This is a genomic window from Aureimonas sp. AU20 (assembly GCF_001442755.1).
Taxonomy (GTDB): domain Bacteria; phylum Pseudomonadota; class Alphaproteobacteria; order Rhizobiales; family Rhizobiaceae; genus Aureimonas.
On sequence record NZ_CP006367.1, the window covers coordinates 1,128,151 to 1,154,953 of the forward strand.

The following is a 26,803-nucleotide window of genomic DNA, read 5'->3' on the forward strand; positions in this document are numbered from 1 at the left end:
TTTTTAGGGGCTCGATGGGTCAGGAGAGGGGAAATCCGTTTGCGGTGCGGTCTCGCGCCGCGATGCCGGCTTGCCCCTCGGCCTGCCGCGCCGTGTCCCCCATGCTGCCGAAGGGCCCCCGATGAACGCCCCCGTCCAGACCCCGCTCGCCTCCGACGCGCCCGCCTTTCCGATCCCGGCCAATGTCTTCGCCGAGACCGTGACGGAGGTGAAGCACTACACCGACCACCTGTTCAAGTTCCGCATGACACGGCCGGCGAGCTTCCGCTTCCGCACCGGCGAGTTCGCCATGATCGGCCTGCCCAATGCCGAGAAGCCGGTGTTCCGCGCCTATTCCATCGCCAGCCCCTCCTGGGACGAAGAGCTCGAATTCTTCTCCATCAAGGTGCCGGGCGGCCCGCTGACCGAGCATCTCCAGCGCATCCAGCCGGGCGACACCGTGCTGATGCGCAAGAAGCCGACGGGCACGCTGGTGCTCGACGCGCTTCTGCCGGGCAAGCGGCTCTATCTCTTTTCCACCGGCACCGGCATCGCGCCCTTCGCGGGCGTGATCCGCGACCCCGAGACCTATGAGAAGTTCGAGCAGGTCGTGCTCACCCACACGACGCGCACGCTGGCCGAGCTGCACTATGGGCAGGAGCTGGTGGAGGCGATCAAGACCGACGAGATCCTGTCCGAGATCGTCGGCGACAAGCTGCTTTACCACGGCTCCGCCACTCGTGAGGGCGACCACAAGGGCGAGCGCGTCACCACGCTTCTGGAAACCGGCAAGCTCTTCACCGATCTCGGTCTTCCCCGGATCGACCCGGCGGTGGACCGCGCCATGATCTGCGGCTCCATGGAAATGCTGAAGGAAACGGCCGCGCTCTGCGAAAAGTTCGGCCTGGACGAGGGCGCCAATTCCAAGCCCGGCACCTATGTCGTGGAGCGCGCCTTCGTCGACTGACGACCGGGCGTCCCACCGGAGGGCGTGATGTCGGGGGCGTGACGCGGCGGCCATGGCGCCCTATTCCTGTTGCCGCAGGGAGGATGTGTCATGACCCAGTGGAACCCGGTCGCCGATTTCGATGCGGCCTATGACAATTCCGGCGCCGTCAGCGGCGCCGAGACTTTCGTGCCGCGCTGGGAGCGCGAGGCGGCGGGCTTCCGCGAGGCGCTGACTGCCCGCCGGCGCGCCGAGATCGACCTGCCCTATGGCGACAATCCCCGCCATCGCCTCGACCTGTTCCACCCGGAGGGGCAGGCGCGGGGCCTCGTGGTCTTCGTCCATGGCGGCTACTGGAAAGCGCTTTCCAAGGATGTCTGGTCGCATCTGGCACGAGGCGCGGTGGAGTCCGGCTTCGCCTTCGCCATCCCGAGCTACCGCCTGGCGCCCGAGGCGCGGCTGACCGACATTGCCGCCGACGTGGCGCGCGCCGTCGCGCTGGCGGCCGAGCGCATCGCCGGCCCGGTGCGCCTCGTCGGCCATTCCGCCGGTGGTCATCTCGTCGCACGCATGGTTTCGTCCGGCACGCCGCTGCCCGGCCCGGTGCTGGGGCGCATCGACCGTGTCGTTCCCGTCAGCGGCCTCCACGACCTTCGCCCCATCCGCCGCACGCGCATGAACGACACGCTGCGCATCGACGCGGCCGAGGCGCTGAGCGAGAGCCCGATGCTGCTGGAGCCCGTGCATCCCTGCCCGGTCCATGCTGTGGTCGGCGCGGCGGAGCTCCCCGAGCTGCGGCGCCAGACCTTTGCGCTCGCCTCCGCCTGGGCCGGGCTCGGCGCGCCGATCGAGGCGGCGGAAATTCCCGGCCGGCACCATTTCGACGTGGTGGAGGAATTGGCCGTCCCAGGATCGCAGGTCACAAGGATTTTGACGGCGGGCGCCTCGCTCTGATAGCTCTCCGCCGGTGGAGGCGCTCTCTCGATGCAAGCGATTTTCGTTCAGTTCAAATGCCGCCCCGGCGCGGCCTATGCCGTGGCCGACGCCCTGGTGGAAAGCGTGGAGGAGATTTCGGAAGTCTACTCCACCTCCGGCCAATACGATCTTCTCGCCAAGTTCTATCTCGAGGCTGGGCGCGACATAGGCCATTTCGTGACCGAGCGGTTGCAGACCGTGGACGGCGTCATGGACACGTTCACCACCGTCGCCTTCAAGGCCTTCGGACGTGGCTGACGCCCCGCTGGCGCCGCTTCAGGATTTAAGTGATCGCGCGCGGGAGGCCGACCGGGCCGATCTGCTTCGCTCGCGCCGCGCGCTGTTCCACCTGCCGGATGGCGTGACCTATCTCGACGGCAATTCGCTGGGTTGCCTCACCTATGCCGCGCGCGAGCGGCTGCGCCATGTCGTCGACCAGGAATGGGGCGAGGGGCTGATCTCCTCGTGGAACGCGGCCTCCTGGGTGGACCTGCCTGCCCGCGTCGGCGCGCGCATCGCCCGCCTCGTCGGGGCGGAGGAGGGGGCGCTCGTTGCCTGCGACTCCACCTCGGTCAACCTGTTCAAGGTCCTGTCCGCCGCTCTGGCGCTGCGCCCCGGCCGGCGTGTGATCGTGTCGGAGCGGTCCAACTTCCCGACCGATCTCTACATGGCCGAAGGGCTCGCTGCCCTGCTCGGGCAGGGGCACGAGTTGCGTCTGGCGGACAGCGCGGAGGAAATCCCCGCGCTTGTGGATGGCGACACCGCCGTCCTGATGCTGACGCAGGTGAACTATCGCACCGGCGCGCTGCATGACATGGCGGCTCTGTCGGCCCTCGCGCACGACCACGGCGCCCTGGCGCTCTGGGATCTCGCGCATTCCGCCGGCGCCCTGCCCGTGGACCTGTCGCGCGACGGAGCGGATTTCGCCGTCGGCTGCGGCTACAAATATCTGAACGGCGGCCCCGGCGCGCCGGCCTTCCTTTATGTCGCCCCGCGCCACGGCGAGGCGGCCCGCCAGCCTCTGTCCGGCTGGTTCGGCCATGCCGCGCCCTTCGGCTTCGAGCCGGGCTACCGGCCGGCGCCGGGCATCGCCCGCTTCCTTACCGGCACACCCTCGGTTCTGGCGCTGTCGGCGCTCGACGCGGCGCTCGATGCGTTCGAGGGGGTGGAGATGTCCCGGCTGCGCGAGAAGTCGATGGCGCTGACCGCCTTCTTCGTGGAGGCGGTGGAGACGCTTTGCGAGGGCCGGGGCCTCACGCTCGCCGGCCCGCGCGAGCCGGCCCTGCGCGGCAGCCAGATCTCCTTTCACCACCCCGCCGCCTACGCCCTGTGTCAGGCGCTGATCGCCGCCGGGGTCGTGGGCGATTTCCGGGCGCCGGACATCCTGCGCTTCGGCTTCGCGCCGCTCTACAATTCCTTTGCCGATGCCCTCCATGCGGCGGATACGATGGCGGCGCTTCTCGCCTCCGGCCGCCACGAGGACGAACGCTTCCAGCGCCGGAACACCGTGACATGACGCTTTCCAAACCCCCCTGTCGCTTCGCCATCGCCGTGCGCTCCCCCGAGGAGGCGCGCCGCGCGCTGGAGGCGGGGGCGGACTACGTCCTGGCGCCGGCGCGGCGGGATCGGCCGGGCGCCGCCGGGACGGTGGAGCGGCGCGGCGACGGCCAGCCCGAACTCTACTTCGCCATGGCCGGCGACGTCACGTTGCCGGCGGACCCGCTGCGCGTGGCGCGGCTGGAAGCGCCGGACGAGTTCGTCGGCGTGCTGCGCGGCGGCTATTCCGTCGTGCTGCTCGATCCCGACCGAGCGCTGCTGCGCGCCTTTTCGCTGGAAACCCTGGCCGAGTTCCAGCGCGCCTGCCGCGAGGCCGGCTTGGAATGCTGGTTCGGCGGCCGGCTCGAACTGCCCGACATTCCGCGCCTTCTGGTGCTGGCGCCCGACGCGCTGGTGTTTGAGGAACTCGATGCCGAAACGCTGGCGACCGGCCGGCGCATGTTGAGCACGCCCGCCGCGCCGCTGGCGCCCGAGCGTGACTTGCCGGAAACGGACCGCATCTTCGTGCGCGGCTTCACGCTGCCCTTCCGCGTCGGGGCCTATCGGTTCGAGCGCGATCGCTCGCAGCGCCTGCGCTTCACCGTGGAGGCCGAGGTGCGCCGCCCCAGCCGCACCCCGCGCGAGGTCAGCGAGGTCTATTCCTACGACATCGTGACGGACGCGATCCGCCGTCTCGCCGACCAGGGCCACACCGATCTGGTGGAAGCGCTGGCCGAGGATCTGGCGGCCGATCTCCTCGGCGACAGCCGGCTCCTTTCGGTCGAGATTCAAGTGGAAAAGCTCGATCTCGGGCCCGAGGCGGTGGGCGTCGTGATTCGACGCCGGCGCGAGGATCGCGGCTTCTGAGAGGCGTCTGCGGGAAAGACGCCGGAGATCTTTGCTTCAAAGGCAGCTCTGAACGGGGCCTTTGGCGGGCTGGAAACAGAAATCTCCTTCCGAACGGTTTGCCGCGATAACGGGCAATGCATGGCACCTTTGCGTGCAACGAATGGTCACGCAACTTTGCAACCATGTTAAAACGTGTTCACATGATGCACATAATCGTGCCCCCGGCACGCCCATGGACCGGAAGGAGAGGATGATGACGAAATCCATGCTGATCGTGAAGTTCGGCGGAAGTTCGATCGCCTCGCCCGATCTCCACAAATGGGTCCAGGCCATCGAGAAGACGACGCGCCCGCTCGTCGTCGTGCCCGGCGGCGGCCCCTTCGCCAACACGGTTCGCCAGTTCCAGACCCGCATCGGCTACGATGGCGAGGCCGCCTATCGCATGGCGCTTCTGGCCATGGAGCAGTTCGGCCACGCGCTGGTCGCGCTCGGCCAGAAGCTGGTTCCGGCCCGCACCCTGGAAGCCATCGAATCGGCGCAGGCGCGGGGCTTTGTGCCGGTCTGGATGCCCTATGAGATGATTTCGTCGAGCGAGGGCGTCGAGCACAACTGGAACGTTACGTCCGACAGCGTCGCCGCCTGGCTCGCCGCGCGGCTCCCCGGCTCTCCGCTCTGCCTCATCAAGCAGATCGACGTGCCGGCCGGCTCCAGCCTCCAGGCGATTTCCGCCGCCGGCGTGGTGGACCCGTCCTTCGTGGCCTTTCTCCATCCGTCCACCCGGGTCTATGTCGCGGGTCCCTCCGATCTCGCCGTCTCCGGCCGCCGCTTCGGCGAAGGCGTGGTGCCGGGCCGGGAAGTCTCCTCCGAACAGCCGCACACCGCCTTTGCGGAAGCCGCGCAGTAGGCCTTTTCCCATTCCCCGTTTTCCCGCTCCATGCTGATCGACGGCGCTCGGCCGCTTGACGCTCGGCCGCCTGAAGGCGAGCCCGCGCCCGGCCGCGCCCAGCGCGCGCGGGGCGAGGCGCGCGCCGTGTTCGGCCCGGCGGGGCCAGGCGGCGCGACGCGGCTTCGCCGCCTGCATCAGGCCGGCGCGCTCAAGCTGCGCTTTCCCCGCCAGCCCTCGGCCGAGGCCGTTCTCGTCAACACGGCCGGCGGCCTCGCGGGTGGGGACGCCCTGTCGCAAGGCTTCGAGGTCGAGCCGGGCGGCGCGCTCAGCGTCACTACGCAGGCCTGCGAGCGCGTGTATCGCTCCACCGGGGCGGACGCGCGGCTCGATACGCGGCTTCAGGTGGGCGAGGGTGCCGCGCTCCGCTTCCTGCCGCAGGAAACCATCCTGTTCGACGGCGGGCGGTTGGCCCGCACGCTGGAGGTCGAGGCCCACGCCACGAGCCGGGTGCTCCTATGCGAAAGCGTGGTGCTTGGCCGCGAGGCCATGGGCGAGAGCGTGCGCAGCGGCGCCTTGCGCGATCGCTGGCGCATCCGGCGCGAGGGGCAACTCGTCTTCGCCGACGATCTGCGGCTGGACGGCGCGATCGACGCGCTAACCGGCGCCGCTGCTTCGCTGAACGGCGCGCGCGCTTTCGCGACGGTGTTTTGGCAGGACGAGCGGGCGGATCTGCTGCTGCCGGAGCTTCGCGCGCTTCTGGGAGAGGGTGGGGGCGCCAGCCTTCTCGACGGGTTCGGCATCGCCCGGATCGTCGCGCCGAGCTATTATGCGCTGCGAAAGCGGCTCGTGCCGGCGCTCGGCCTGCTTTCGCAGGGCGGCCTTCCCCGCGTATGGTCGCTCTGACACCTTCGGTGCCCGCGCCGGTCGATTCGTCGTCTCGGGCGCGGACCTGTTTCAGTGGAGATCGTGCTGATGAACCTCACCCCCCGCGAAAAGGACAAGCTTCTGATCGCCATGGCGGCCGTCGTGGCGCGCAAGCGGCTGGAGCGGGGCGTCAAGCTGAACCACCCGGAGGCGATCGCGCTGATCACCGACTTCGTGGTGGAAGGCGCGCGCGACGGGCGCTCGGTGGCCGATCTCATGGAAGCGGGCGCCCATGTCGTCGGCCGGGATCAGGTGATGGAAGGCATCGCCGAGATGATCCACGACGTGCAGGTCGAGGCCACCTTTCCCGACGGCACGAAGCTGGTGACGGTCCACGAGCCGATTCGCTGAATGTCGGGGGCGGGGTAGGGCCTTCGAGCGTTCCCCGCCCGATTCGCCGCGAAGCCTGAGCTTCGTGAACGGGCGACTTCTTCCGCCCACGCCGTGTCCGCAAGCCCTGTTCCGAAGTCTCAGCGCCCCTGCGTGTCCAGCGCCGCCATCTGGCCGCTCGGCTGCGCGGCGAGAAAGCGGAACGTGCCCGCCGACCGCGAGTAGTAGGCCGGCCCGCTGACGCCGTTCATGATGACGGTGCGCACCTGGAAGGGCTCCGGCGTTCCGGCCGCCGAGACGAGGCCGAAACTGGCGCCCAGAACCGCCAGGGCGATCGAAAAGGTCACGAGCTTCGCTTTCATCACTTCTCGCGCGTCCCACCACGAGACACGGCCGGCTTGGCGCCGCCTTCGCGTCTCTTCGCTTCTGCCCCTCATCATAGACCGGCTGAATTTCGGTTCGGTGACGGGCTCGGCGTCAATTTTATCGATCCAGTCCCGAGCCTCGGTGCAGCCCCGGCCGTTCCGCCCTTTGACAAGCCGCTCCGGCGCTTCCATCCTGCCTGTTCGAAACCCGTCGGGATTGCCGGGGCGGGGCCGCCCGTGCCAAGGGCGGAGCGGCGCGACCGACACACGGGCGCTTGTCGACCAAACGAGGGACATTCATCATGCTGAGACGATCCATCCTGACCGCCGCAACGCTCGCCGCCGCCACGGCGCCGGCCTTCGCGCACATGAACCCGGCCGAGCACGGCTCGTTCATGGCGGGTGTCAGCCATCCGCTGTTCGGCGCCGATCATATCCTCGCCATGGTCGCGGTCGGCCTCTGGGCCGCGCTGATCGGCGGGCGCGCTCTCTGGCTCGTGCCCTCCGCCTTTGTCGGCACCATGCTGGTCGGCTTCGCGCTGGCCCTGTCGGGCGTCTCGCTTCCCTTCGTGGAGCCCGCCATTCTCGCCTCCGTCGTGGCGCTCGGCCTTCTCGTGGCGCTGGCGGTTCGCCTGCCGACCGCGCTTTCGGCGGTCGTCGTCGGCCTCTTCGCGCTGTTCCACGGCTACGCCCATGGCGGCGAGCTGGGCGGTGCGGGTGCCGGCAGCTTCGCGTTCGGCTTCGCCCTGTCCACCGCCGTCCTGCACGGGCTCGGCCTCGTTCTCGGCCGCTCGCTCGGCGGCTCGGGCCTTCTGCCGCGCCTGCTCGGCGGCGCTACGGCCCTGGGCGGCCTCGCGCTGATGGTGGGCTGAGATGATTCCCGGCGAAGTCTTCGTCGCCGAGGGCGACATCGTCCTGAACGAGGGGCGGGAGGCGATCGAACTTCACGTCGCCAATGCGGGCGACCGGCCGGTGCAGGTCGGCTCGCACTATCATTTCGCCGAGACCAACGGGGCCCTGCGCTTCGACCGCGAAGCGGCGCGGGGCTATCGCCTCGACATCGCCGCCGGAACGGCGGTGCGCTTCGAGCCCGGCCAGTCCCGCGACGTGCGGCTGATCCCGCTGTCGGGAAACCGGCGCGTATTCGGTTTCAACGGCCGCGTTCAGGGGCAACTCTGACCGAAAAGCCAACTCTGACCAAAAAGAAAGGCGCCGCGAGGCGCCTTTCCTTGCGAGCGGTCGAGGACGGCTCAGTTGCCGGTGCGGTCCGGCGTCGCGTTGGGCCCCTGGCGCAGGGCGCTGCGGATCGAACCGAGGTCGACCTGAACGCGCGGGCTCGGAATGTTGTAGAGCGCCGCCGGCCCGGTGCCGGCCGTGCTCTGGGACGTGCTGCCCGTGGCCGAGCCGGTGGAGCCGCCGATCGTCGTGGCGGCGCCGATATTGCCGCTGCGCGCCGCCGCGTCTGCGTTCACCGAGTTCAATGTCGAGGAGCCCGCCGTCGCGCGCTCCTGCGTCGAGGTGCTGCTGGAGCCGACGCCGCCCGACGAGCCGACCGCGTTGGTCGCTCCGCCGAGGCTGGGCGTGGTCGCACCGCTGGCGCCCGCGCTGCCGCTGCCGATACTGCTGCCGCCGACACCGCCGCCGGCGCTGCTGCCGCTGATGCCACCGCCGCCGCCGACGCTTTGGGCCGCGGCGGGTGCGGCGAAGGCCAGCCCTGCGGCGAGGGCGATCAAGGAGGGTGAAAGGACGCGCATCGCTTTGCCTCGTTCTGGGGCGGGATCAGAGGCCCGCCGGATGGCTCGAATCGGGCCCGATGGACCCCTTTGTTCCCAAACAGGAAAACGCGCTTCCCGTTCCCCTTCCAAGCCTGCCATCCGCTTTCCTTCGCGCTTTGGTTAGCGCGAAGCTCCCTTCAGCGCGCCTTCGCGTTCGGCACGATGCGCGCCCGGCGCGGCGGCGTGAGGGGCCGCGTCACGCCGCTCTCGTTGATGACCGATCCGTCCGATCGGGCGAAGTCGCCTGCGCGGCCCGGCCCGATCGCCGGGTCGCCCTCGCGGGCGCGCAGCCGCGTCGAGGTACCGTCCGCGTCCGGCCGGGGAATGCGCGGCTTCAGATAGCTGTTGTCGTAGTCGCGTCCGTATTGCCGCTCCTCCACCGTGTCCCCAAACACCGGCGCGTTGGGAATGGCGAGCGGCGCGCGCACCTTCGGCGCGCCGGCGATCGACGCGCCCGACATGGAGGAGCCGACCGGCGTGCCCGGCGGGCCGGGGTCGAAGGGCTGGGCCTGCGCCATTCCGCCCATGAGGGCGAGACCGAGGGCGGGCAGCAAGGTCGGACGAAGAAGGTTGGACAAGGGCATCATGCTTCCTAAACGCGCAAGCCGGCGAAAAGCTCAACTTTCCCGCATTGCGAGAGAAGACAAGCTTCCGCGATCGAACTAATCTGCCCCCGCCGAATGCGCCGAGGAGACCCGATTCATGCCCGCATCCATCAGCCGCGCCAGCTACGCCGCCATGTACGGACCAACCGTGGGCGACCGGGTGCGGCTGGCCGATACGGACCTCATCATCGAGGTCGAGCGCGATCTCACCACCTATGGCGAGGAGGTCAAGTTCGGCGGCGGCAAGGTGATCCGCGACGGCATGGGTCAGTCCCAGGCGAGCCGGGCCGAGGGCGCGGTGGACACGGTCATCACCAACGCGCTGATCCTCGACCATAGCGGCATCTACAAGGCCGATGTGGGGCTTCGCGGCGGCCGCATCCACGCCATCGGCAAAGCCGGCAACCCCGACACGCAGCCGGGCGTCACCATCGTCGTCGGCCCCGGCACGGAAGTGATTGCCGGCGAGGGCAAGATCCTCACCGCCGGCGCGGTGGACAGCCACATCCATTTCATCTGCCCGCAGCAGATCGAGGAGGCGCTGTTTTCCGGCGTCACCTGCATGGTGGGCGGGGGCACCGGCCCGGCGCACGGCACGCTGGCCACCACCTGCACGCCCGGCCCCTGGCACATGGCGCGCATGCTCCAGTCGCTCGACGGCTTTCCCATGAACTTCGCCCTGTCGGGCAAGGGCAACGCCTCGCAGCCGCAGGCGCTGGTCGAGATGGTGCGCGCGGGCGCGGCGGCGCTGAAGCTGCACGAGGACTGGGGCACGACCCCGGCCGCCATCGACTGCTGCCTGACGGTGGCCGACGAATACGACGTGCAGGTGATGATCCACACCGACACGCTGAACGAATCGGGCTTCGTGGAAGACACGGTCGGCGCTTTCCGGGGCCGCACGATCCACGCCTTCCACACGGAAGGGGCGGGCGGCGGCCACGCGCCCGATATCATTAAGGTCTGCGGCCTGCCCAACGTCCTGCCGGGCTCCACCAATCCGACCCGGCCCTACACGATCAACACGCTGGAAGAGCATCTCGACATGCTCATGGTGTGCCACCATCTCGACCCGTCCATCCCTGAGGACATCGCCTTTGCCGAGTCGCGCATCCGCAAGGAGACGATCGCGGCCGAGGACATCCTGCACGATATCGGCGCCTTCTCGATCATCTCCTCTGACAGCCAGGCCATGGGCCGCGTCGGCGAGGTTATCATCCGCACCTTCCAGACCGCCGACAAGATGAAGAAGCAGCGCGGCCGCTTGGCCGGCGAGACGGGCGACAACGACAATCTGCGGGTGCGCCGCTACATCGCCAAGGTGACGATCAATCCGGCGCTGGCGCAGGGCATGGGCCGCGAGATCGGCTCGGTCGAGGTCGGCAAGCGCGCCGATCTCGTGCTCTGGGACACCGCCTTCTTCGGCGTGAAGCCGGCCATGGTGCTGCTCGGCGGCACGATCGTCGCCGCGCCCATGGGCGATCCCAACGCCTCCATCCCGACGCCGCAGCCCGTGCATTATCGCCCGATGTTCGGAGCCTACGGCAAGGCGATCGGCGCCTCCGGCGTCACCTTCGTCTCGGGTGCCGCCATGGCCGACGGCCTGCGCGAGAAGCTCGGCTGCGAGAAGACCTTCCTGGCGGTGGAGAACACGCGCGGCGGCCTCACCAAGGCTTCGATGATCCTCAACGACCTGACGCCGCATATCGAGGTCGATCCCGAAACCTACGAGGTGCGCGCCGACGGCGAGTTGCTGACCTGCGAGCCCGCCAAGGTGCTGCCCATGGCGCAGCGCTATTTCCTGTTCTAGATTCGGGCAACCGCGCATCGGCACAGCCGCAGGAGACGCAGATGACGCCGCTCGGGCTTGCGACAGACGGGGCATGGTCTCCCATGGCGCCTCACGGCTGCGACGTCTTTGCTCCGCCGTTTTCACCCTGGCGGACGAACCCCTTTGACGACAATTTCGAGCGAGTGAAACGGCGTGATCGAGGCCAATAGCATCATCGAGCGCGGCGCCTTCCTGGGCGAGGCCGCGGACACCATCACGCTGGACGAGGCGCAGCGCCATCGCCGGCGTATGGCCATGGTCAGCGACAAGGGCATCGCCTTCCTGCTCGATCTCGAGGAGGCGCGGCTCCTGCGCGAGGGCGACATGATCGTCCTGTCGGACGGGCGCTACGTCCAGGTCCTGGCCAAGCCCGAGGAACTCTACGCCGTGGAAGGGCGCGACAGCGTGCATCTTCTGACGCTGGCCTGGCAGATCGGCAACCGGCACCTGCCCTGCCAGATCGAGGCCAAGCGCATTCTCCTGCGCCGTGACCATGTGATCCGCGAGATGCTGCGCGAGCTGGGCGCCCATGTCGAGGAGGTCGAGGCCGCCTTCGATCCCGTCGGCGGCGCCTATGCCAGCCCCGGCGCGGCCGCGCATTCGCATGGCCACGGCCATCACGGGCATGGCTGAGCTGGGCCCGGCCGGAGCTTCGGGGGAAAGCGCCGGGATCGCGGCGCTGGTCCGGCTTCTGACCTGGACCTCGCCAGCCTTTCCCGTCGGCGCCTTCGCCTTTTCACACGGGCTGGAAGCGGTGATCGCCGAGGGGCGGGTGCGGGACGGCGAGGCGCTGTTCGGCTGGATCGAGACCCTGCTTCTGCATGGTTCGGGCTGGAACGACCTCGTCTTTCTCACCGAGGCCCATCGGCTGGCGAGCCAGGGCGAGACGGGGCCGGGCTGGGACGATCTTGTGGCACTCGCCCGCGCCTCCGCCGGATCGGCGGAGCGGCGGCGCGAGGTGATGGATCTCGGACGCGCCTTCGCGGAGGCCGCCGCGCCTTGGGCCGAGCCGCTTCAGCCCGGAGCGGCGCCCGTGCCCTATACGCTGGCTTTCGGCGCGCTGGCCGCGCGAGAGGGCGTGCCGCTTCTGCCCTGCCTTGCCGCCTTCGCCCATGCCTTCGCCGCCAATCTCGCCAGCGTCGCCGTGCGCCTCGTGCCGCTCGGCCAGCGCGAGGCGGTGCGCGTTATTCGCCGGCTGGAGCCGGTCGTCGGCAGCGCCGCCCGGCGCGCCGCGGGCTCGACACTGGACGATCTCGGCTCGGCCGCGATCCTGTCCGACATCGCGGCGCTACGCCACGAAACCCTGCAACCGAGGCTGTTCCTGACATGAGCCATTCGTCCGCGACCGAGAGCCCGTCCCGCCGCCGCCACGGCCCGCTTCGCGTCGGCATCGGCGGCCCGGTCGGCTCCGGCAAGACGACGCTGTGCGAGAAGATCTGCCTCGCCGCGCGCGACCAATGGTCGATAGGCGTCGTCACCAACGACATCTACACGACCGAGGATGCCGAAGCCCTGGTGCGCCGGCAGGCGCTGACGGCGGACCGGATCATCGGCGTGGAGACGGGCGGCTGCCCGCACACGGCGATTCGCGAGGACGCCTCGCTGAACCTGCGCGCCATCGCCGAGCTGAACGCCCGCCATCCCGATCTCGATCTGATCCTGGTGGAATCGGGCGGCGACAATCTCGCCGCGACCTTCTCGCCCGATCTGGTGGACCTGTCGATCTACGTCATCTCCGTCTGCCAGGGCGACGACATTCCCCGCAAGGGCGGGCCGGCCATCACTCGCTCCGATCTTCTCGTGGTCAACAAGGCCGATCTGGCGCCCTATGTCGGAGCCGATCTGGAGCGCATGAAGCGGGACGCCGCCAAGGGGCGCGGCCCCTTGCCCTTCGTCTTCGCCGACCTGTCGCGCCGCGAGGGGCTGGCCGCGATCCTCGACTTCCTGGCGCGGACTGGGGGCCTTGTGCCGCTTCGCGAGGCGGCATGAGCCGGCTGTTTCTCAAAAATCCGCTCGCCGTCTTGGAGCCGCTGGCGGCGGGCGGGATCGTCGTGGAAGCGGGGCGGATCGCCGAACTCGTGCCGAGCGGGGCCGAGCCCTCCGCCCCCGTGGACGAGGTCTTCGACGCCTCGCGCCATGTCGTGCTGCCTGGCCTCGTCAACACGCACCATCATTTCTACCAGACGCTGACGCGCGCCCACCCGGAAGCCATCGACAAGGAACTCTTTCCCTGGCTGCAGGCGCTTTATCCGATCTGGGCGCGGCTCGACCCCGACAGCTTTCGCCAGTCGGTGCGCCTGGCGCTGACCGAACTCCTGCTGTCGGGCTGCACCACGGCGGCCGACCATCACTATCTCTTCCCGCAGGGGCTAGAGGAGGCGATCGACATCGAGGCCGAGGAGGCGAAGGCGCTGGGCATCCGCGTGACGCTGACGCGCGGCTCGATGAATCTCAGCCAAAAGGATGGCGGCCTGCCGCCTGACTCCGTGGTGCAGGACGAGGACACGATTCTCGCCGATTCCGAGCGGCTGCTGAACCGGCTTCACGATCGCTCCGACGGCGCGATGGTGCAGATCGCGCTGGCACCCTGCTCGCCCTTTTCGGTGACCAAGAGCCTGATGGAAAAGAGCGCGGCGCTGGCCGAGCGCTTCGACTGCCGGCTCCATACCCATCTCGGCGAGACCGAGGACGAGAACCGCTTCTGCGAGGAGCGCTTCCGCTGCCGCCCGGTGGACTATCTCGAAGAGGTCGGCTGGATGGGGCCGCGCACCTGGCTGGCGCATGGCATCCATTTCACCTCCGACGAATGCCGGCGGCTCGGCGCGCACAAGGTCGGCGTCTGCCATTGCCCGACCTCCAACGCGGTACTCGCCTCGGGCTTCTGCAAGGTGGGGGAACTGGAGGCGGCGGGGAGCCCCGTCGGGCTCGGCGTCGATGGCTCGGCCTCCAACGATTCCTCCAACATGATGGAGGGCGTGCGCCACGCGCTGATGCTCGGGCGGCTGCGCACCGGCTCGGCCTCTTCGGTCACGGCGCGGGACGCCTTCCGCTATGCCACCGAAGGCTCGGCGGCGTGTCTTGGACGCGCCGATATCGGCCGTATCGCGCCGGGGCTGCAGGCCGATCTTGCGCTCTTCACGCTGGACGAGCTGCGCTTTTCCGGCGCGCACGATCCGATATCGGCGCTCGTGCTCTGCGGCGCGACGCGGGCGGACCGGGTCATGGTCGCCGGGCGCTGGCGCGTCGTGGACGGGCAGCCGATCGGCATCGATCTCGCCCGGCTGCGCGCCGAACATGGCGCTGCGGCGCGCCGCTTCGCCTGATGTCAGAGCTCGGGTTGGACAGAATGTCGCAGGTGCGATAAGCGCCGAAACACCTGCCGCAGACTTGTACCCTCCGACGCGACGACGCTGGCCCGCCTTTCGCGGATGCGCCGGGGAGGGGAGGGCGCCGGCTTGCGGCAGGGCGAACCCGAAGACAGAAGGCTGCGAGGCGCATCATGAGCGACGCGAACGACGACTACATCTATGACGAGGCCACCGGCGAATGGCGCCCAGCCTCGGAAATGGCGGAAGCCGCCGGCGCCAAGCCGGAAGCGCGCGACGCGGCTGGCAACGTCCTGGCGGACGGCGACAGCGTCACCCTCATCAAGGATTTGAAGGTGAAGGGCGCGGGCCAGACCCTCAAGCAGGGCACGGTGATCCGCTCCATCCGCCTGACCGAAAACCCGGAAGAGATCGACTGCCGCCATGAGGCGATCAAAGGTCTGGTGCTGCGCACCGAGTTCGTGCGCAAGCGCGGCTGACCTGAACCATCCGGAGGCGAAGCGGGTTCGTTTCGCCGCCGGATGGGCCCTTCGGTCACGGCATCGCCGCTGCCGGCCCTCGCCGTGGCCGCCACCGGGCCGTCATGGGCCCGCAATGCGTCTGGTGTATCGGATGAACCGAGCCGGTTGTGCTCCGGCCGGAGATGTCTGCCCAAACCTCACAGGGCCGACCATCCGACACTTGGGGAGGGAAGGCTAGCCAAGGGCAGGGCGCTACACTCTCTTATCCGCCGCGCCGCGTTCCAACACCGCCGGAAGAGAAATCCTTTGCCCCGGCACTCCACCGCCTCATGAGACTGCGTGCCCGCAAAGCATGGCCTTCGCCGTAAAACTTCCTGGCAAAACGCGGGAGATTTGGTGAGAACGTGCCTGGACCTCTGGGAAGAAAGAACCGCCCGTGACCGCAAGTGCCGCTCCCGCTCTGCCCGCTGCCGTGATCTTCGACATGGACGGGCTGCTGTTCGACTCGGAGATCCTCAGCCGCGACGCCTTTCTTTCCGCGTCCAGCGAGATCGGACGGGCGGCGAGCGAGGCGGATTTCCTCGTCATGGTCGGCCGGCCCTGGACGATCAACCGTGTCTATCTCCAAGACTTCTTCGGCGAGGCGCTGGATATCGAGGCCTTCGGCGCGGTCTGGCGCCGGCACTATGTCGCTGGAAAAGCAACGCTGGCGCTGAAGGCAGGGGTGGTGGAGTTTCTCGACCATCTCGACGCCTTGAAGATCCCGCGCGCCATCTGCACCTCGTCCGTCCACGAGGACGTCGCCTTCAATCTGGCGCTGCACGGGTTGGCGCATCGCTTCGACGCGGTGATCGCGAGCGGCGACTATACCAAGGGCAAGCCGGCGCCCGACCCGTTCCTGCGCGCGGCAGAAGTTCTCGGCGTCGATCCCAGTGAGTGTCTGGCGCTGGAAGACTCGCACAATGGCGTGCGCGCGGCGGCGGCGGCCGGAATGCGAACGGTCATGGTGCCCGATCTCCTGCCGGCCACCGACGAAATCCGCGCCCTTTGCCGGCTCGTCGCCGCCGACCTGCACGAGGTCCGCACGCATCTCACGCCCTGAGGGCGGCTGTCAGATCGCTCGCGCCTGATAAGCGCTCGTCACATAGGGAACGGTGATCTCGTCCTGCCCCGCCGTTTCCGGCGTCTCGACCAGAAGGCGGCGCAGACGGCCCGCCACCGCCTCCTGCTCCTCGGCGGGCAGGGCGGCGACATAGCTGACCGACAGGCAACGATCGACCACCACGCGCTCGGGCGGGCCGACCTGCTTGTTGCGCAGTTGCGTTTCCGCCAGCGGGCCGAAACCCTTGGCTGGGAAGAGCGCTCGCCACGCGCCACTTTCGTGGCGCGGCGTGTCGCCGGCCAGCCTCCGCATGATGTCGCCCAATTGGTGCAGCCAGGGCACGCTCTCGTCGCGCATGTTCCAGATGAGGATGAGCGAGCCGCCGGGCCGCAGCACGCGCCGGATCTCGGCCAAGGCGCTGCGCGTCGCGAACCAATGAAAGGACTGGGCGCAGCACACGGCCGAAAAGGCCGCGTCCTCGAAGGGCAGGGCGTCGGCCACCGCATCGATCACCGGCACGCCGGGATGGGCGGCGGCAAACCCCTCGCGCATGGCGGCCACCGGCTCGGCCGCCACCACGCTCGCCCCGGTGGCGAGAAGAAGCCCGGTGAACTTGCCCGTGCCGGCGCCGAGATCGAGCACTCGCTCGCCCGGCGCGATGCGCTGCGACAGCCAGCCGCCAAGCGCCTCGGGATAGCCCGGTCGGCCCCTGGCATAGGTCTCGGCGGCGCGCGAATAGCCCTCGCGCGCCGCCTCGTGGACTCCTTGTCCGCTCACTGCGCCTTCGGCAGCGCGTAGGCGATCACGCTGTCCCCCCGCTTGGTGCCGAGCGAGCCGTGGCCGCCGGCCACCACCAGCACATACTGCCGCCCGTCGGCACCGCGATAGGTCATGGGCGTCGCCTGACCGCCGGCCGGCAGGCGCGAGCGCCAGAGTTCCGCGCCGGTCGTCACGTCGTATCCGCGCACATACTGGTCCAGCGTGCCGGACAGGAAGGCGACGCCGCCTGCCGTCATCACCGGGCCGCCGAGATTGGGCACGCCCATGCGGAAGGGGATCATGGGCACGGGCGCGGCGTCGCGCACGGTGCCGTTCTTGTGCATCCAGGCGACTTCGCCGGTGGTCAGATCGACGCCCGCGACATTGCCCCAAGGCGGCGCCTGGCAGGGCAGGCCGAGCACGGAGGTGAAGGGCCGAAGCTTCACGGCATAGGGCGCGCCGAAATTCTCGTTCAGGGCCGGCAGGGCGCCTTCCGGCTTTTCCTTGTTCACCACCAGCGTCCGGTCCTGCGGGCGCGGCACGAGGGTGGACAGGAAGGCGAGATGGGCCGGCGTGCCGAACAGGACGCCGCGCTGCGGATCGACCGCCACGGAGCCCCAGTTGAAGACGCCGAAATTGCCGGGATAGATGATCGAGCCTTCCAGCGAGGGCGGCGTGAAGCGCCCGTCATAGCGATAGGAATGGAAGGCGATGCGGCAGAAGAGCTGGTCGAACATGGTCGCGCCCCACATGTCGCGCTCGCGCAGCGGCTTGGGATCGAAGCTGACCTGCGAGACCGGCTGCGTCGGCGCCGTGTGGTCGGGCGCGACGGCCCCGCCGGGCGCTGGCTTCTCGCGAACGGGCAGAACGGGCGTGCCGGTGCGCCGGTCGAGCACGAAGACCTCGCCCTGCTTGGTCGGCTGAACCAGAGTGGGCACGGTCTCGCCGTTGATCGGCAGATCGATCAGGCTAGCCTGCGAGGGCACGTCATAGTCCCAGAGATCGTGATGCACGGTCTGGAAGTGCCAGCGGACCTGACCCGTGCGGATGTCCAGCGCGACGACCGAGGAGGAATAGCGCTCCACATTCTCCGAGCGGTTGGCGCCCCACTGGTCCGGCGGCTGGTTGCCGAGCGGCACGTAGACCATGCCGAGCGCGGGGTCCGCGCTCATGATCGACCAGGAATTGGGCGAGTTCGGCGTGTAGGTCCCGCCTTCGCCGATCGGCGCCGTGTCGGTCGGATTGCCCGAATCCCAGTTCCAGACGAGATCGCCGGTCGTGGTGTCGAAGGCGCGGATGACGCCGGAAGCCTCAGCGGTCGAGACATTGTCCAGAACCGTGCCGCCGACGATCACGAGATTGTCGGCCACGACCGGGGGCGAGGTGGAATAGTAGGAGCCCGGATTGACGTTGGGCATCCGGTTCCAAAGATCGATCTGCCCGTCACCGCCGCCGAAATTCGAGCAGACATGGCCGGTCTCAGGATCGAGCGCGATGAGGCGCGCGTCCGCCGTCGGCATGAAGAGCTTGGCGTCGCAGACGGCCGTCTCGGCATTGGCGGCCGCCACCGGCAGGCCGGGATCGGCCGAGCCGGCGTTCTGCTGGGTGGGCGCGCCTTCGCTCGAAGCGCCGCTTGCGCCGCGTTCCTGCGGCGCGGTCAGTCCGCCTTGTGCGGCGAGTTCGGAGGCCGTACCGGCAGGGGCGTTCGGGTTTTCGGCGACGTTGGTCGGGGCCGGCTGCGCGGCGGCTTGAGCGCTGTTGGCGGAGCCGGGCGGCTGGTAGGCGAGGCCGCGGCAGGTCAGGTGTTGGAGCGCCAGCGCACCCTGGATGCGCGGGTCATAGCGCCAGACCTCGGCGCCGGTCGTCGCATTGAGCGCGATGACGCTCTGGTGCGGCGTGCAGAGGTAGAGGCGCTCGCCGATCTTCAGCGGCGTCACCTGGAACGTGGTCTCGACGGGGTCGCCGGGCTGCGGCAGGTCGCCGGTGTGGAATTGCCAGGCTTCTTCCAGGTTCGACACGTTGGCCGGCGTGATGTCGGCGAGCGGCGACCAGCGCTGGCCGGCCTGCGTGCGCCCATAGGCGTGCCATTCGCCCGCCGGAATGCCCGAGGCGTCGGCAGAGATGCGGGTGCGCACGCCCGGCAACTCGCCCTCGATCCGGTGCAGATCCACGAACCAGGACGTGATGGCCACGGCGACCGCCACGACCAGCGAGCCGCTCAGCATGGCGCCGGTGCCGCGAAGGGCCGAAGGGGGCGTAAAGGCCCGCCCGTCCAGCGCGTCCGCCACGCTGCGTCGGCCGAGCTCGCGCGTCACGAAGGGCAGGAGCAGCACGGCGCCGAGCACGAACACGACATCGCCGCGCGCCGCCAAGGGCCACCAGTCGAAGCCGACTTCGTAGAGCGCCCAGATCAGCGTGCCGAGAACCAGCAGCGCATAGACCGCCAGCGCTTCCGGCTTGCGCCGGTAGAGAAGAATGGCGGTGACGAGGAAGAGAACCGAGGCGACGAGATAATAGGCCGAGCCGCCCTTCAGGAGGAGCCAGGCACCGCCCGCGAGCAGTGCCAGGCCGAATACGGCGAGGAGGATGGAAAGAACAAGAAGGGCAGGTGGGGGAGAGCGGCCGGGCATGGTCGGGTTCCTTCGCGGCGACGACTGGTGCGAGATGTCGCGCTGCGAAAGGGCTTCAAGCCAAAACCTCACGCAAACGGGAAGATTAGGTCCGACCCGGTCGAATCTCGGTGAGAAACGCTGTGCGCGGGCGGAGCAATGGCTCTGCGGAGGGGAGCCAAAGAAGCTGGAGCGGACGCCTTTGCCGGCTAACCCCTGCGGAATGCCATGCCCCGTCCCTGGCGCAAACGAGCGGCAGTGCCTTCTCGATGCGCGCAAGGTGTCAGGCTCGACCGGCTCCAACGGCGCACAGGCGCCGTCGAACCGACTGAAGCGGGGCGCTAGATTGGATCGACGCGCACCGGCTCGGGCAGAAGGAATTCCACGAGATTGCTGCCCGTCCCGCCGCGATCCACCACCAGAAAGTCCGACACGTCCTCCAGCGCGATCAGCGGGTGGTGCCATGTGCCCTTGGCGTAGGAGACGCCCTGCCGGCCGCTTGCCAGAAAGGCCACCGGCTCGCCGGGCTGGCCGTCCCGATCGGGCGCGACGACCACGAGATAGGGTCGGCCCTCCAGCGGCATGAAGGCCTGGCTGCCCAGCGGATGGCGCTCCAGCATGGAAATCTCCAGCGGCAGGGAGAAGGGCTTGCCCCGGAAGATCGAGATCAAGGCGTGGCCGCCGCCGGACGCCACGTCCACCGGCGCGATGTCATGGAAGCGCGTCGTCGTGCCGTTGTTGATGAGGCGGATTTCGGTGGAATTGTCGGGCTCGATCACTTCGCCGAAGGGGCGAAAGCTGTCGGCGTCGAGCGGGCGGGGCGAAAGGCGCTTCATGACGCGGCTCGCTCTCCCAGGATCGCGGCGATGCGCAGGCGGGCGATCTTTTCGACCTCGCGGCAGGCGGCGGCAAATTCCTGCGTCTCGCCGTTTTCCACCCGCCTCTCGAAGGCGGCGAGGATGCCGTGCTTGGAAAGGCCGCGCACGGCGATGATGAAGGGAAACCCGAAGCGCTCGGTGTAGCGCCCGTTGAGGGCGGTGAAGCGCTCCAGCTCCTCCGGCGTCAGCTGGTCCAGCCCGGCCGAGGCCTGCTCGGCGGAGGATTCCGCGGTCAGCCCGCCGGCCAGCGCCAGCCGACCGGCGAGATCGGGATGGGCACGGAGGACGGCGAGGCGCTCGGCTTGGCTCGCCCGGCGGAACGTGGCGGCGAAGGCGGCGGAAAGGCTAGGAGCCGTGTCGTGGGCCGGGCCGATGCCGCGATCCAGAACCCGCTCGGCCAGATAGGCCGAGTGCTCGAACACGCCGCCGAACATTCGCAGGAAGACCGCGCTCTCCAGCCGGCTCGGCTGGATCGACGGGCGATAGGGGAAGTGCTCGCGCCAGTGGCGGGCGATGTCGGCGCGCGTCGCCACCCAGACGTCGGGCTTGGACTGGATATAGTCGAGGAAGCGCGCGAGCGCCTGCGCCCGGCCGGGGCGGCCGACCAGCCGGCAATGCAGGCCGATATTCAGCATCTTCGCCTGGCCTTCGCCTCCCTCGGCATAGAGACAGTCGAACGCGTCCTTCAGATAGGTGAAGAACTGCTCGCCCGTGTTGAAGCCCTGGGGCGTGGCGAAGCGCATGTCGTTGCTGTCCAGCGTGTAGGGCAGGATCAGGAGCGGCTTGGTGCGCGTTTCCTGCCAATAGGGCAGATCGTCGGCATAGGCGTCGGAGGCGTAGAGGAAGTCGCGCTCGGCGGCGAGTTCCAGCGTGTGCTGCGAGGAGCGGCCGGTGTACCAGCCGAGCGGCGCCTCGCCCGTCACCGCCTCGTGCAGCGCCAGCGCCTCGTCCATGTCGGCGCGCTCGGCCTCGATCGTGTGATCGCGATAGTCGATCCATTTCAGCCCGTGCGAGGCGATCTCCCAGCCGGCTTCTTGCATGGCGGCGACCTGTTCGGGGCTGCGCTCCAGGGCGGTGGCCACGCCATAGACGGTCACCGGCAGCCGGCGCTCGGTGAACATCCGCCAGAGCCGCCAGAAGCCGGCGCGCGCGCCGTATTCGTAGATCGATTCCATGTTCATGTGGCGCTGGCCCGGCCAGGGCGCTGCGCCGACGATCTCCGACAGAAAGCCCTCGGAGGCCTTGTCGCCGTGGATCACCGCGTTCTCGCCGCCTTCCTCGTAGTTCACCACGAACTGGACGCAGATCCTGGCCGGGCCGGTGCCGCCGGGGTTCGGCCAGCGCGGATCGGGGGTGCGGCGTCCGTATCCGAGCATGTCGCGGGGATAGGCTGTGGTCATGGCGCGGCTCTCCGGTCTCAGGCGTCCCTTTCGGATACGACGATCCACCGCCGATTTCCATGGCCGTCCGGGCGCGGGATCGTTCCCTGGAATCGTTCCGAGACTGGACGAGGGCGCCTGAAGCGGTGCAGACTGATTGACCGGATGGTCAAGACCGAAGGATCCCTCGATTCATGACAGCCAACGACGCGCCGGCCGGCCGGCTGACGACGCATGTCCTCGACACGGCGCGCGGCGTGCCCGCGAGCGGCCTGGAACTCGTGCTCCACCGTGTGGAGGGCGACCGGCGCGAGCTGGTGGTGGAAACGCGCACCAATGCTGACGGGCGCTGCGACAAGCCGCTTCTGGAGGGCGAGAGCTGCCGGCCCGGCGTCTACGAGCTGACCTTCTTCTGCGGCCCCTATTTCGACGGAAACGGCACCGAGCTGCCGGCGCCGAAATTCCTGGACGACGTGGTGATCCGCTTCGGCGTGGCCGAGACGCGGCACTACCATGTGCCTCTTCTCATCTCGCCCTTCGGCTATTCCACCTATCGCGGGAGCTGAGACACGATGAGCGAGGCGATCCGCTTTCTCCTGAACGGCGAGGACCGCAGCGTCGAGGGCCTCATGCCCACGACCACGGTTCTCGATTATCTCAGAGGCCCCACCGAGCGGCTGACCGGCACGAAGGAAGGCTGCGCTGAGGGCGATTGCGGCGCCTGCACGGTCCTGATCGAGGAGCCGGACGGGGAAGGCGGCCTCCGGCGCCGCGCCGTCAACAGCTGCATCCTCTTCCTGCCGGCGCTGCACGGGCGCTCGGTGGTGACGGTGGAGCATCTCGGCCAAGACGGGCCGCACCCGATCCAGAGCGCCATGGTGGAGCGGCATGCCAGCCAATGCGGCTTCTGCACGCCGGGCTTCGTGATGCAGCTCTATGCGGGCTGGCAAACCGGTGCGCTCGGTGATCGTCAGTCGGTGAAGGATCTCGTGTCCGGCAATCTCTGCCGCTGCACCGGCTATGGGCCGATCGTGGATGCCGGGCTCGATCTCGCCAAGCAGCCGCTGCCCGATACGGCGAGCGCGGATGCGGGAACCGCCAAGCGGCTGCGCGCCGCGCGCGGCGAAAGCGTCTTTCGTTATGAGGCGGAGGGCCGGCTCTGGCTCTCGCCCGGCAATGTGGACGATCTCGCCGACTGCTATGCCGCGCATCCCGACGCCACGCTGGTCGCGGGCGCCACCGATGTTGGGCTCTGGGTCACCAAGCAGCATCGCGACCTGCCGGTGATGATCGACGTTTCGCGCGTCGAGGACCTTCGCCATGTCGAGGAAGGGCCGCACTCGCTTTTCTTCGGCGCGGGCGTGACGCATGCTGAGGCGCGGCTGCGGCTGGCCGAGATCCACCCCGATCTCGGCGAGGTCATGCGCCGCTTTGCCGGCTATCAGATCCGCAACACTGGCACAGTCGGCGGCAACATCGCCAATGGCTCGCCGATCGGCGACCTGCCGCCCATGCTGATCGCGCTGGGCGCCAATCTCTTCCTGCGCCGGGGTGACGATATGCGGACGCTGCCCTTGGAAGAGTTCTTCATCGCCTATGGAAAGCAGGACCGCGTGCCCGGCGAGTTCGTCGCCGCCATCGAAGTGCCGCTCCTGAAGGAGGACGAGCGCTTCGCTGCCTACAAGATTTCCAAGCGGCAGGATTCCGACATTTCCGCCGTGCTCGCCGCCTTCAAGCTGACGCTCGAAGACGGCGTGGTGAGCGAGGCGCGCCTTGCCTTCGGCGGCATGGCGGGAACGCCGAAGCGGGCGCTCGCCGCCGAGCGCGCGCTGACCGGCCGGCCCTTCGACACTGAAGCCGTGGCGCTGGCTGGAGCGGCGCTGCGCGAGGATTTTCAGCCGCTGGACGATCTGCGCGCCAGCGCCGACTATCGGCTTCTCGCCGCCGCCGGCTGCCTGGAGCGCTTCCGGTTGCAACTCGCCGGCGTCCCGACCCGCATCGACGAGGTGGCGTGATGGACGAGACCCGCATTCAGGACCGGGGCGAAGCCGGCACGGTCGAGCCCACCGTGCTCGGCGAAGCGCCGCCGCTGCAACAGACGCGCCTCAAGGGCGGCGTCGGCCAGCCGATCCGCCACGATAGCGGCGCCAAGCATGTCTCGGGCGAGGCGCGCTATCTCGATGACGATCCTGAGCTTCCGGGCACGCTGCAAATCTTCCTCGCCATGAGCCCCAAGGCCCATGCGCGCATCCTCTCCATGGATTTGGCTTCCGTGCGCGCCGCGCCGGGCGTCGCCTGCGTCCTTTCCGTCGAGGATGTGCCGGGCATCAACGACTATTCTCCCGTCTTCGGCGACGATCCGATCTTTGCCGACGGGCTAGTCAGCTTCGTCGGTCAGCCGCTTTTCGCCGTGGCCGCCGAGAGCGTGAAGCAGGCGCGCGCCGCGGCCAAGCTCGCCGTGGTTTCCTACGAGGATCTGCCGGCGGCCGTGACGCTGGACGAGGCGATCGCGGCGGCCGATACGGCCGGCGAGGACCTTCTCGCTCCGCACGAAATGCGCCTCGGCGACTTGGAGGGGGCTCTCGCCGCCGCGCCGCATGTGGTGGAAGGCCGGGTCGAGACCGGCGGGCAGGACCATTTCTACCTCGAAGGCCAGATCGCCTATGCCTGGCCGCAGGAGGACGGCGACGTGGTGGTGCGCTCCTCCACCCAGCACCCTTCCGAAGTGCAGCACAATGTCGCCAAAGCCATCGGCCGCGCCGACCATGCGGTGACGGTCGAAGTGCGGCGCATGGGCGGCGGCTTCGGCGGCAAGGAATCGCAGCCCGCGCTCTTTGCCAGCGTCGCCGCGCTGGTGGCACTGAAGACCGGTCGTCCGGCCAAGTGCCGGCTCGACCGCGACGACGACATGGAAATGACCGGCAAACGGCACGAATGCCGCACCGACTACCGCGTCGGCCATGACGGCGAGGGGCGGCTCGTCGGCGCCGAGTTCCGGCAGTTCATCCGCTGCGGCTATTCCAAGGATCTGTCGGGCGCCATCGCCGATCGCGCGATGTTCCACGCCGACAATGCCTATGACCTGAAGGCCGCCCATATCCATTCGCGCCGCCTGAAGACGCACACGGTCTCCAACACCGCCTTTCGCGGCTTCGGCGGGCCGCAGGGCATGGTGGCGATCGAGCGGGCGATGGACCGGATCGGCTTCGATCTCGGGATCGATCCCCTCGACGTGCGCAAGCGCAATTTCTACCCCGCCATGGGCAGCGCCGAGCCGGGCGTGACGCCCTATCGCCAGAGCGTCGAGGACAGCGTCATCGCCGAGATCGTGGAGGAACTGGAAGCTTCCTCGCACTACCGCGCCCGGCGCGAAGCCCTCCGTGCCTTCAACGCGGCGAGCCCGGTCCTGAAAAAGGGCCTTGCGCTGACGCCGGTGAAGTTCGGCATTTCCTTCACCACCTCGCATCTCAACCAGGCCGGCGCGCTGGTCCATGTCTACAAGGACGGCTCGGTTCACCTGAACCACGGCGGCACGGAAATGGGGCAGGGCCTCTTCACCAAGGTCGCGCAGGTCGTGGCCGAGGAATTCCAGATCGACGTGGACAAGGTGAAGATCACCGCGACCACCACGGCCAAGGTGCCCAATACCTCCGCCACCGCCGCCTCCTCCGGCTCGGATCTCAACGGCATGGCCGCGCAGGCCGCCGCGCGCACGATCAAGGAGCGGCTGGTGGCCTTTGCCGCTGATCGCTACCGCGTCAGCCCGGAGGCGATCGAGTTCCTACCGAACCGGGTGCGGATCGGCTCCCTGGAAAAGCGCTTCTGCGACCTCGTGGGCGAGGCCTATCTCGGCCGCGTCTCGCTCTCTTCCACCGGCTTCTACGCGACTCCCGGCATCAGCTACGATCGCGACACGGCGAGCGGCAAGCCCTTTTACTACTATGCCTATGGCGCGGCTTGCGCCGAAGTGGTGATCGACACGCTGACCGGCGAGAACCGGTTGCTGCGCGCCGACATTCTCCACGATGTCGGCCAGTCGCTGAACCCGGCGGTCGATCTCGGCCAGATCGAGGGCGGTTTCATCCAGGGCATGGGTTGGCTCACCACCGAAGAGCTGGTCTGGGACAAGGCGGGGCGGCTGCGCACCCATGCGCCGTCCACGTACAAGATCCCGACCGCCAACGACCGGCCGGACGATCTCCGAATCAAGCTCTGGGACAAGGGCCGCAACCCGGCCGAAACCGTCTTCCGCTCCAAGGCGGTGGGCGAGCCGCCCTTCATGCTGGCGCTCTCGGTCTTCTCCGCCTTGACGGACGCGGTGCTGGCGGCCGGCGAGGGCCGGCGCTTTCCCCAGCTCGACGCCCCGGCGACGCCCGAGCGAATCCTGTCGGCCGTGCGCGCGGTGCGCGCCGTATGAGCGCTCTGCCCGCCCTTCGCGCCGCCCTGGTCGAGGGGCGGCCCGCCATCTTCGTTCGTGTCGAGACGGCACGCGGCTCCACCCCGCGCGAGGTCGGCGCCTTCATGCTGGTGACGGTACAGGATGCCAGCGGCACGGTCGGCGGCGGTGCGCTGGAGATGGAGGCGATCATCGAGGCGCGCCGGCTTCTGGCGGCCGGCGAGGCGCGGAGCGATCTCGCCATCCCGCTCGGGCCGGCCATCGGCCAGTGCTGCGGCGGCCATGTCGGGCTGGGCCTGCGCCGGCTCGACGCCGCTCTGCTCGCCGAGATGGAAGCGCTGGAGGCGCGGGAGAGAGACGCCTGGCCGAGCGTCTTCCTGTTCGGCGCCGGCCACACCGGCCAGGCGCTGGCCCAGGCCCTTGCACCGCTGCCGCTGCGGACGATCGTCGTCGACACGCGGGCCGACCGGCTGGCCGCCTTGCCCGTCGGCCCCGAGCGCCGCCTGCGCGCGCTGCCCGAGGCCGAGATTGCTGGTGCGCCCGCCGGTTCCGCCTTCGTGGTGATGACGCATGACCATGCGTTGGATTTCCTGATCACGACTGAGGCTCTGCGGCGCGCGGACGCGGCCTATGTCGGCATGATCGGCTCGGCCACCAAGCGCGAGACCTTTCGGCGACGCCTGACGGAAGCGGGGAAGGGGGCGCTCGCGGCCCGCCTCACGCTGCCGATCGGTGGGCATCAAGTGCGCGACAAGCGGCCGGCGGTGATCGCCGCCTTGGCGGCTGCCGAAATCTTGACCGCGATCCTATCGACGGCTGAGGAAAACCGCTGCTCAGGCTTTGCGCTTGTGCAAAACGAGTGCAATAACCCAGATGGTTGAATCGCGTCGGA

Annotated in this window: 28 protein-coding genes; 21 read left to right on the top strand and 7 right to left on the bottom strand. The window is 69.0% G+C overall.

Translation table 11 applies throughout. The features are described from left to right. Nucleotides 1-121 precede the first annotated feature (121 nt). From M673_RS05135 to M673_RS05170, 8 genes are all read left to right on the top strand, one after another. Entirely contained in the window at nt 122-946 is an 825-nt protein-coding gene (locus M673_RS05135; protein WP_061974162.1) for a ferredoxin--NADP reductase, read from the top strand. Between the two features lie 90 nt (nt 947-1,036). Next, nucleotides 1,037-1,879, top strand: a complete 843-nt coding sequence (locus M673_RS05140) for an alpha/beta hydrolase (RefSeq protein WP_061974164.1) — start codon at nt 1,037-1,039, stop codon at nt 1,877-1,879. Between the two features lie 30 nt (nt 1,880-1,909). Then, nucleotides 1,910-2,158 (top strand): Lrp/AsnC ligand binding domain-containing protein, encoded by a 249-nt coding sequence (locus tag M673_RS05145; RefSeq protein ID WP_061974165.1) that lies wholly within the window; start codon nt 1,910-1,912, stop codon nt 2,156-2,158. Beyond that, nucleotides 2,151-3,416 (top strand): kynureninase, encoded by a 1,266-nt coding sequence (kynU, locus tag M673_RS05150; protein ID WP_244493079.1) that lies wholly within the window; start codon nt 2,151-2,153, stop codon nt 3,414-3,416. The genes M673_RS05145 and kynU overlap by 8 nt, the downstream gene beginning before the upstream one ends. Further along, nucleotides 3,413-4,303 (top strand): dihydroneopterin aldolase, encoded by an 891-nt coding sequence (locus tag M673_RS05155; RefSeq protein WP_061974166.1) that lies wholly within the window; start codon nt 3,413-3,415, stop codon nt 4,301-4,303. The genes kynU and M673_RS05155 overlap by 4 nt, the downstream gene beginning before the upstream one ends. Nucleotides 4,304-4,535: 232 nt before the next feature. Beyond that, nucleotides 4,536-5,189 carry an amino acid kinase family protein gene (locus M673_RS05160; RefSeq protein ID WP_244510306.1) on the top strand — a complete coding sequence of 218 codons (654 nt, stop codon included), beginning with the start codon at nt 4,536-4,538 and terminating at the stop codon, nt 5,187-5,189. A gap of 30 nt (nt 5,190-5,219) precedes the next feature. Then, the gene (locus M673_RS05165) at nt 5,220-6,074 is read left to right on the top strand and encodes an urease accessory protein UreD (RefSeq protein ID WP_061974167.1); all 855 of its coding nucleotides are present in this window, start codon (nt 5,220-5,222) and stop codon (nt 6,072-6,074) included. A gap of 69 nt (nt 6,075-6,143) precedes the next feature. Then, nucleotides 6,144-6,446, top strand: coding sequence for an urease subunit gamma (locus tag M673_RS05170; protein ID WP_061974168.1), 303 nt, complete (start codon nt 6,144-6,146; stop codon nt 6,444-6,446). Nucleotides 6,447-6,565: 119 nt separating this feature from the next. Here M673_RS05170 and M673_RS05175 read toward each other — a convergent pair whose 3' ends face one another. Next, nucleotides 6,566-6,787, bottom strand: a complete 222-nt coding sequence (locus tag M673_RS05175) for a hypothetical protein (RefSeq protein ID WP_061974169.1) — start codon at nt 6,785-6,787, stop codon at nt 6,566-6,568. 305 nt (nt 6,788-7,092) lie between these two features. On the opposite strand from M673_RS05175, the gene M673_RS05180 reads away from it, so the two are divergent. Together M673_RS05180 and M673_RS05185 are read left to right on the top strand one after the other, a co-directional pair. Further along, nucleotides 7,093-7,662, top strand: coding sequence for a HupE/UreJ family protein (locus M673_RS05180; protein ID WP_061974170.1), 570 nt, complete (start codon nt 7,093-7,095; stop codon nt 7,660-7,662). 1 nt (nt 7,663) lies between these two features. Then, entirely contained in the window at nt 7,664-7,969 is a 306-nt protein-coding gene (locus M673_RS05185) for an urease subunit beta (RefSeq protein WP_061974171.1), read from the top strand. Nucleotides 7,970-8,040: 71 nt separating this feature from the next. Here M673_RS05185 and M673_RS05190 read toward each other — a convergent pair whose 3' ends face one another. Beyond that, on the bottom strand, nt 8,041-8,544 hold the full coding sequence (locus M673_RS05190) for a hypothetical protein (protein ID WP_061974173.1): 504 nt from the start codon (nt 8,542-8,544) through the stop codon (nt 8,041-8,043). A 158-nt stretch (nt 8,545-8,702) separates the two neighbouring features. Next, nucleotides 8,703-9,143 (bottom strand): hypothetical protein, encoded by a 441-nt coding sequence (locus M673_RS05195; protein ID WP_148639979.1) that lies wholly within the window; start codon nt 9,141-9,143, stop codon nt 8,703-8,705. Nucleotides 9,144-9,267: 124 nt separating this feature from the next. Here M673_RS05195 and ureC point away from each other — a divergent pair, with 124 nt between their 5' ends. From ureC to M673_RS05230, 7 genes are all read left to right on the top strand, one after another. Further along, nucleotides 9,268-10,980, top strand: a complete 1,713-nt coding sequence (gene ureC / locus M673_RS05200; RefSeq protein WP_061974177.1) for an urease subunit alpha — start codon at nt 9,268-9,270, stop codon at nt 10,978-10,980. A gap of 174 nt (nt 10,981-11,154) precedes the next feature. Continuing rightward, nucleotides 11,155-11,634, top strand: coding sequence for an urease accessory protein UreE (locus M673_RS05205; RefSeq protein ID WP_061974179.1), 480 nt, complete (start codon nt 11,155-11,157; stop codon nt 11,632-11,634). Further along, a complete protein-coding gene (locus tag M673_RS05210) occupies nt 11,606-12,331 on the top strand; it encodes an urease accessory protein UreF (protein WP_244510307.1) in 726 nt (241 codons plus the stop codon). The genes M673_RS05205 and M673_RS05210 overlap by 29 nt, the downstream gene beginning before the upstream one ends. Further along, complete coding sequence (gene ureG, locus M673_RS05215; protein ID WP_061974181.1) at nt 12,328-12,990, top strand: urease accessory protein UreG; 663 nt, start codon at nt 12,328-12,330, stop codon at nt 12,988-12,990. Before M673_RS05210 ends, ureG begins: the two co-directional genes overlap by 4 nt. Then, a complete protein-coding gene (locus M673_RS05220) occupies nt 12,987-14,324 on the top strand; it encodes an 8-oxoguanine deaminase (protein WP_061974191.1) in 1,338 nt (445 codons plus the stop codon). The genes ureG and M673_RS05220 overlap by 4 nt, the downstream gene beginning before the upstream one ends. Nucleotides 14,325-14,500: 176 nt before the next feature. After that, the gene (locus M673_RS05225; protein WP_061974193.1) at nt 14,501-14,806 is read left to right on the top strand and encodes an alkylphosphonate utilization protein; all 306 of its coding nucleotides are present in this window, start codon (nt 14,501-14,503) and stop codon (nt 14,804-14,806) included. 418 nt (nt 14,807-15,224) lie between these two features. Then, a complete protein-coding gene (locus M673_RS05230) occupies nt 15,225-15,890 on the top strand; it encodes an HAD family hydrolase (protein ID WP_244493078.1) in 666 nt (221 codons plus the stop codon). A gap of 9 nt (nt 15,891-15,899) precedes the next feature. Here M673_RS05230 and M673_RS05235 read toward each other — a convergent pair whose 3' ends face one another. From M673_RS05235 to puuE, 4 genes are all read right to left on the bottom strand, one after another. Beyond that, the gene (locus M673_RS05235) at nt 15,900-16,667 is read right to left on the bottom strand and encodes a class I SAM-dependent methyltransferase (RefSeq protein WP_061974195.1); all 768 of its coding nucleotides are present in this window, start codon (nt 16,665-16,667) and stop codon (nt 15,900-15,902) included. After that, complete coding sequence (locus M673_RS05240) at nt 16,664-19,279, bottom strand: glucose/quinate/shikimate family membrane-bound PQQ-dependent dehydrogenase (RefSeq protein ID WP_061974197.1); 2,616 nt, start codon at nt 19,277-19,279, stop codon at nt 16,664-16,666. Before M673_RS05240 ends, M673_RS05235 begins: the two co-directional genes overlap by 4 nt. Before the next feature lie 320 nt (nt 19,280-19,599). Beyond that, the gene (locus M673_RS05245; RefSeq protein WP_061974199.1) at nt 19,600-20,094 is read right to left on the bottom strand and encodes an ureidoglycolate lyase; all 495 of its coding nucleotides are present in this window, start codon (nt 20,092-20,094) and stop codon (nt 19,600-19,602) included. Next, nucleotides 20,091-21,536 (bottom strand): allantoinase PuuE, encoded by a 1,446-nt coding sequence (gene puuE, locus M673_RS05250; protein WP_061974201.1) that lies wholly within the window; start codon nt 21,534-21,536, stop codon nt 20,091-20,093. Before puuE ends, M673_RS05245 begins: the two co-directional genes overlap by 4 nt. A gap of 173 nt (nt 21,537-21,709) precedes the next feature. Here puuE and uraH point away from each other — a divergent pair, with 173 nt between their 5' ends. The 4 genes from uraH to xdhC are packed head-to-tail and all read left to right on the top strand — an operon-like array spanning nt 21,710 to nt 26,792. Further along, a complete protein-coding gene (gene uraH, locus M673_RS05255) occupies nt 21,710-22,081 on the top strand; it encodes a hydroxyisourate hydrolase (RefSeq protein ID WP_061974203.1) in 372 nt (123 codons plus the stop codon). 6 nt (nt 22,082-22,087) lie between these two features. Then, nucleotides 22,088-23,530, top strand: coding sequence for a xanthine dehydrogenase small subunit (gene xdhA / locus M673_RS05260; protein ID WP_061974205.1), 1,443 nt, complete (start codon nt 22,088-22,090; stop codon nt 23,528-23,530). Beyond that, nucleotides 23,530-25,932, top strand: a complete 2,403-nt coding sequence (gene xdhB, locus M673_RS05265) for a xanthine dehydrogenase molybdopterin binding subunit (protein ID WP_148639980.1) — start codon at nt 23,530-23,532, stop codon at nt 25,930-25,932. Before xdhA ends, xdhB begins: the two co-directional genes overlap by 1 nt. Further along, nucleotides 25,929-26,792, top strand: a complete 864-nt coding sequence (gene xdhC / locus M673_RS05270; RefSeq protein ID WP_061974207.1) for a xanthine dehydrogenase accessory protein XdhC — start codon at nt 25,929-25,931, stop codon at nt 26,790-26,792. The genes xdhB and xdhC overlap by 4 nt, the downstream gene beginning before the upstream one ends. Nucleotides 26,793-26,803 lie beyond the last annotated feature (11 nt).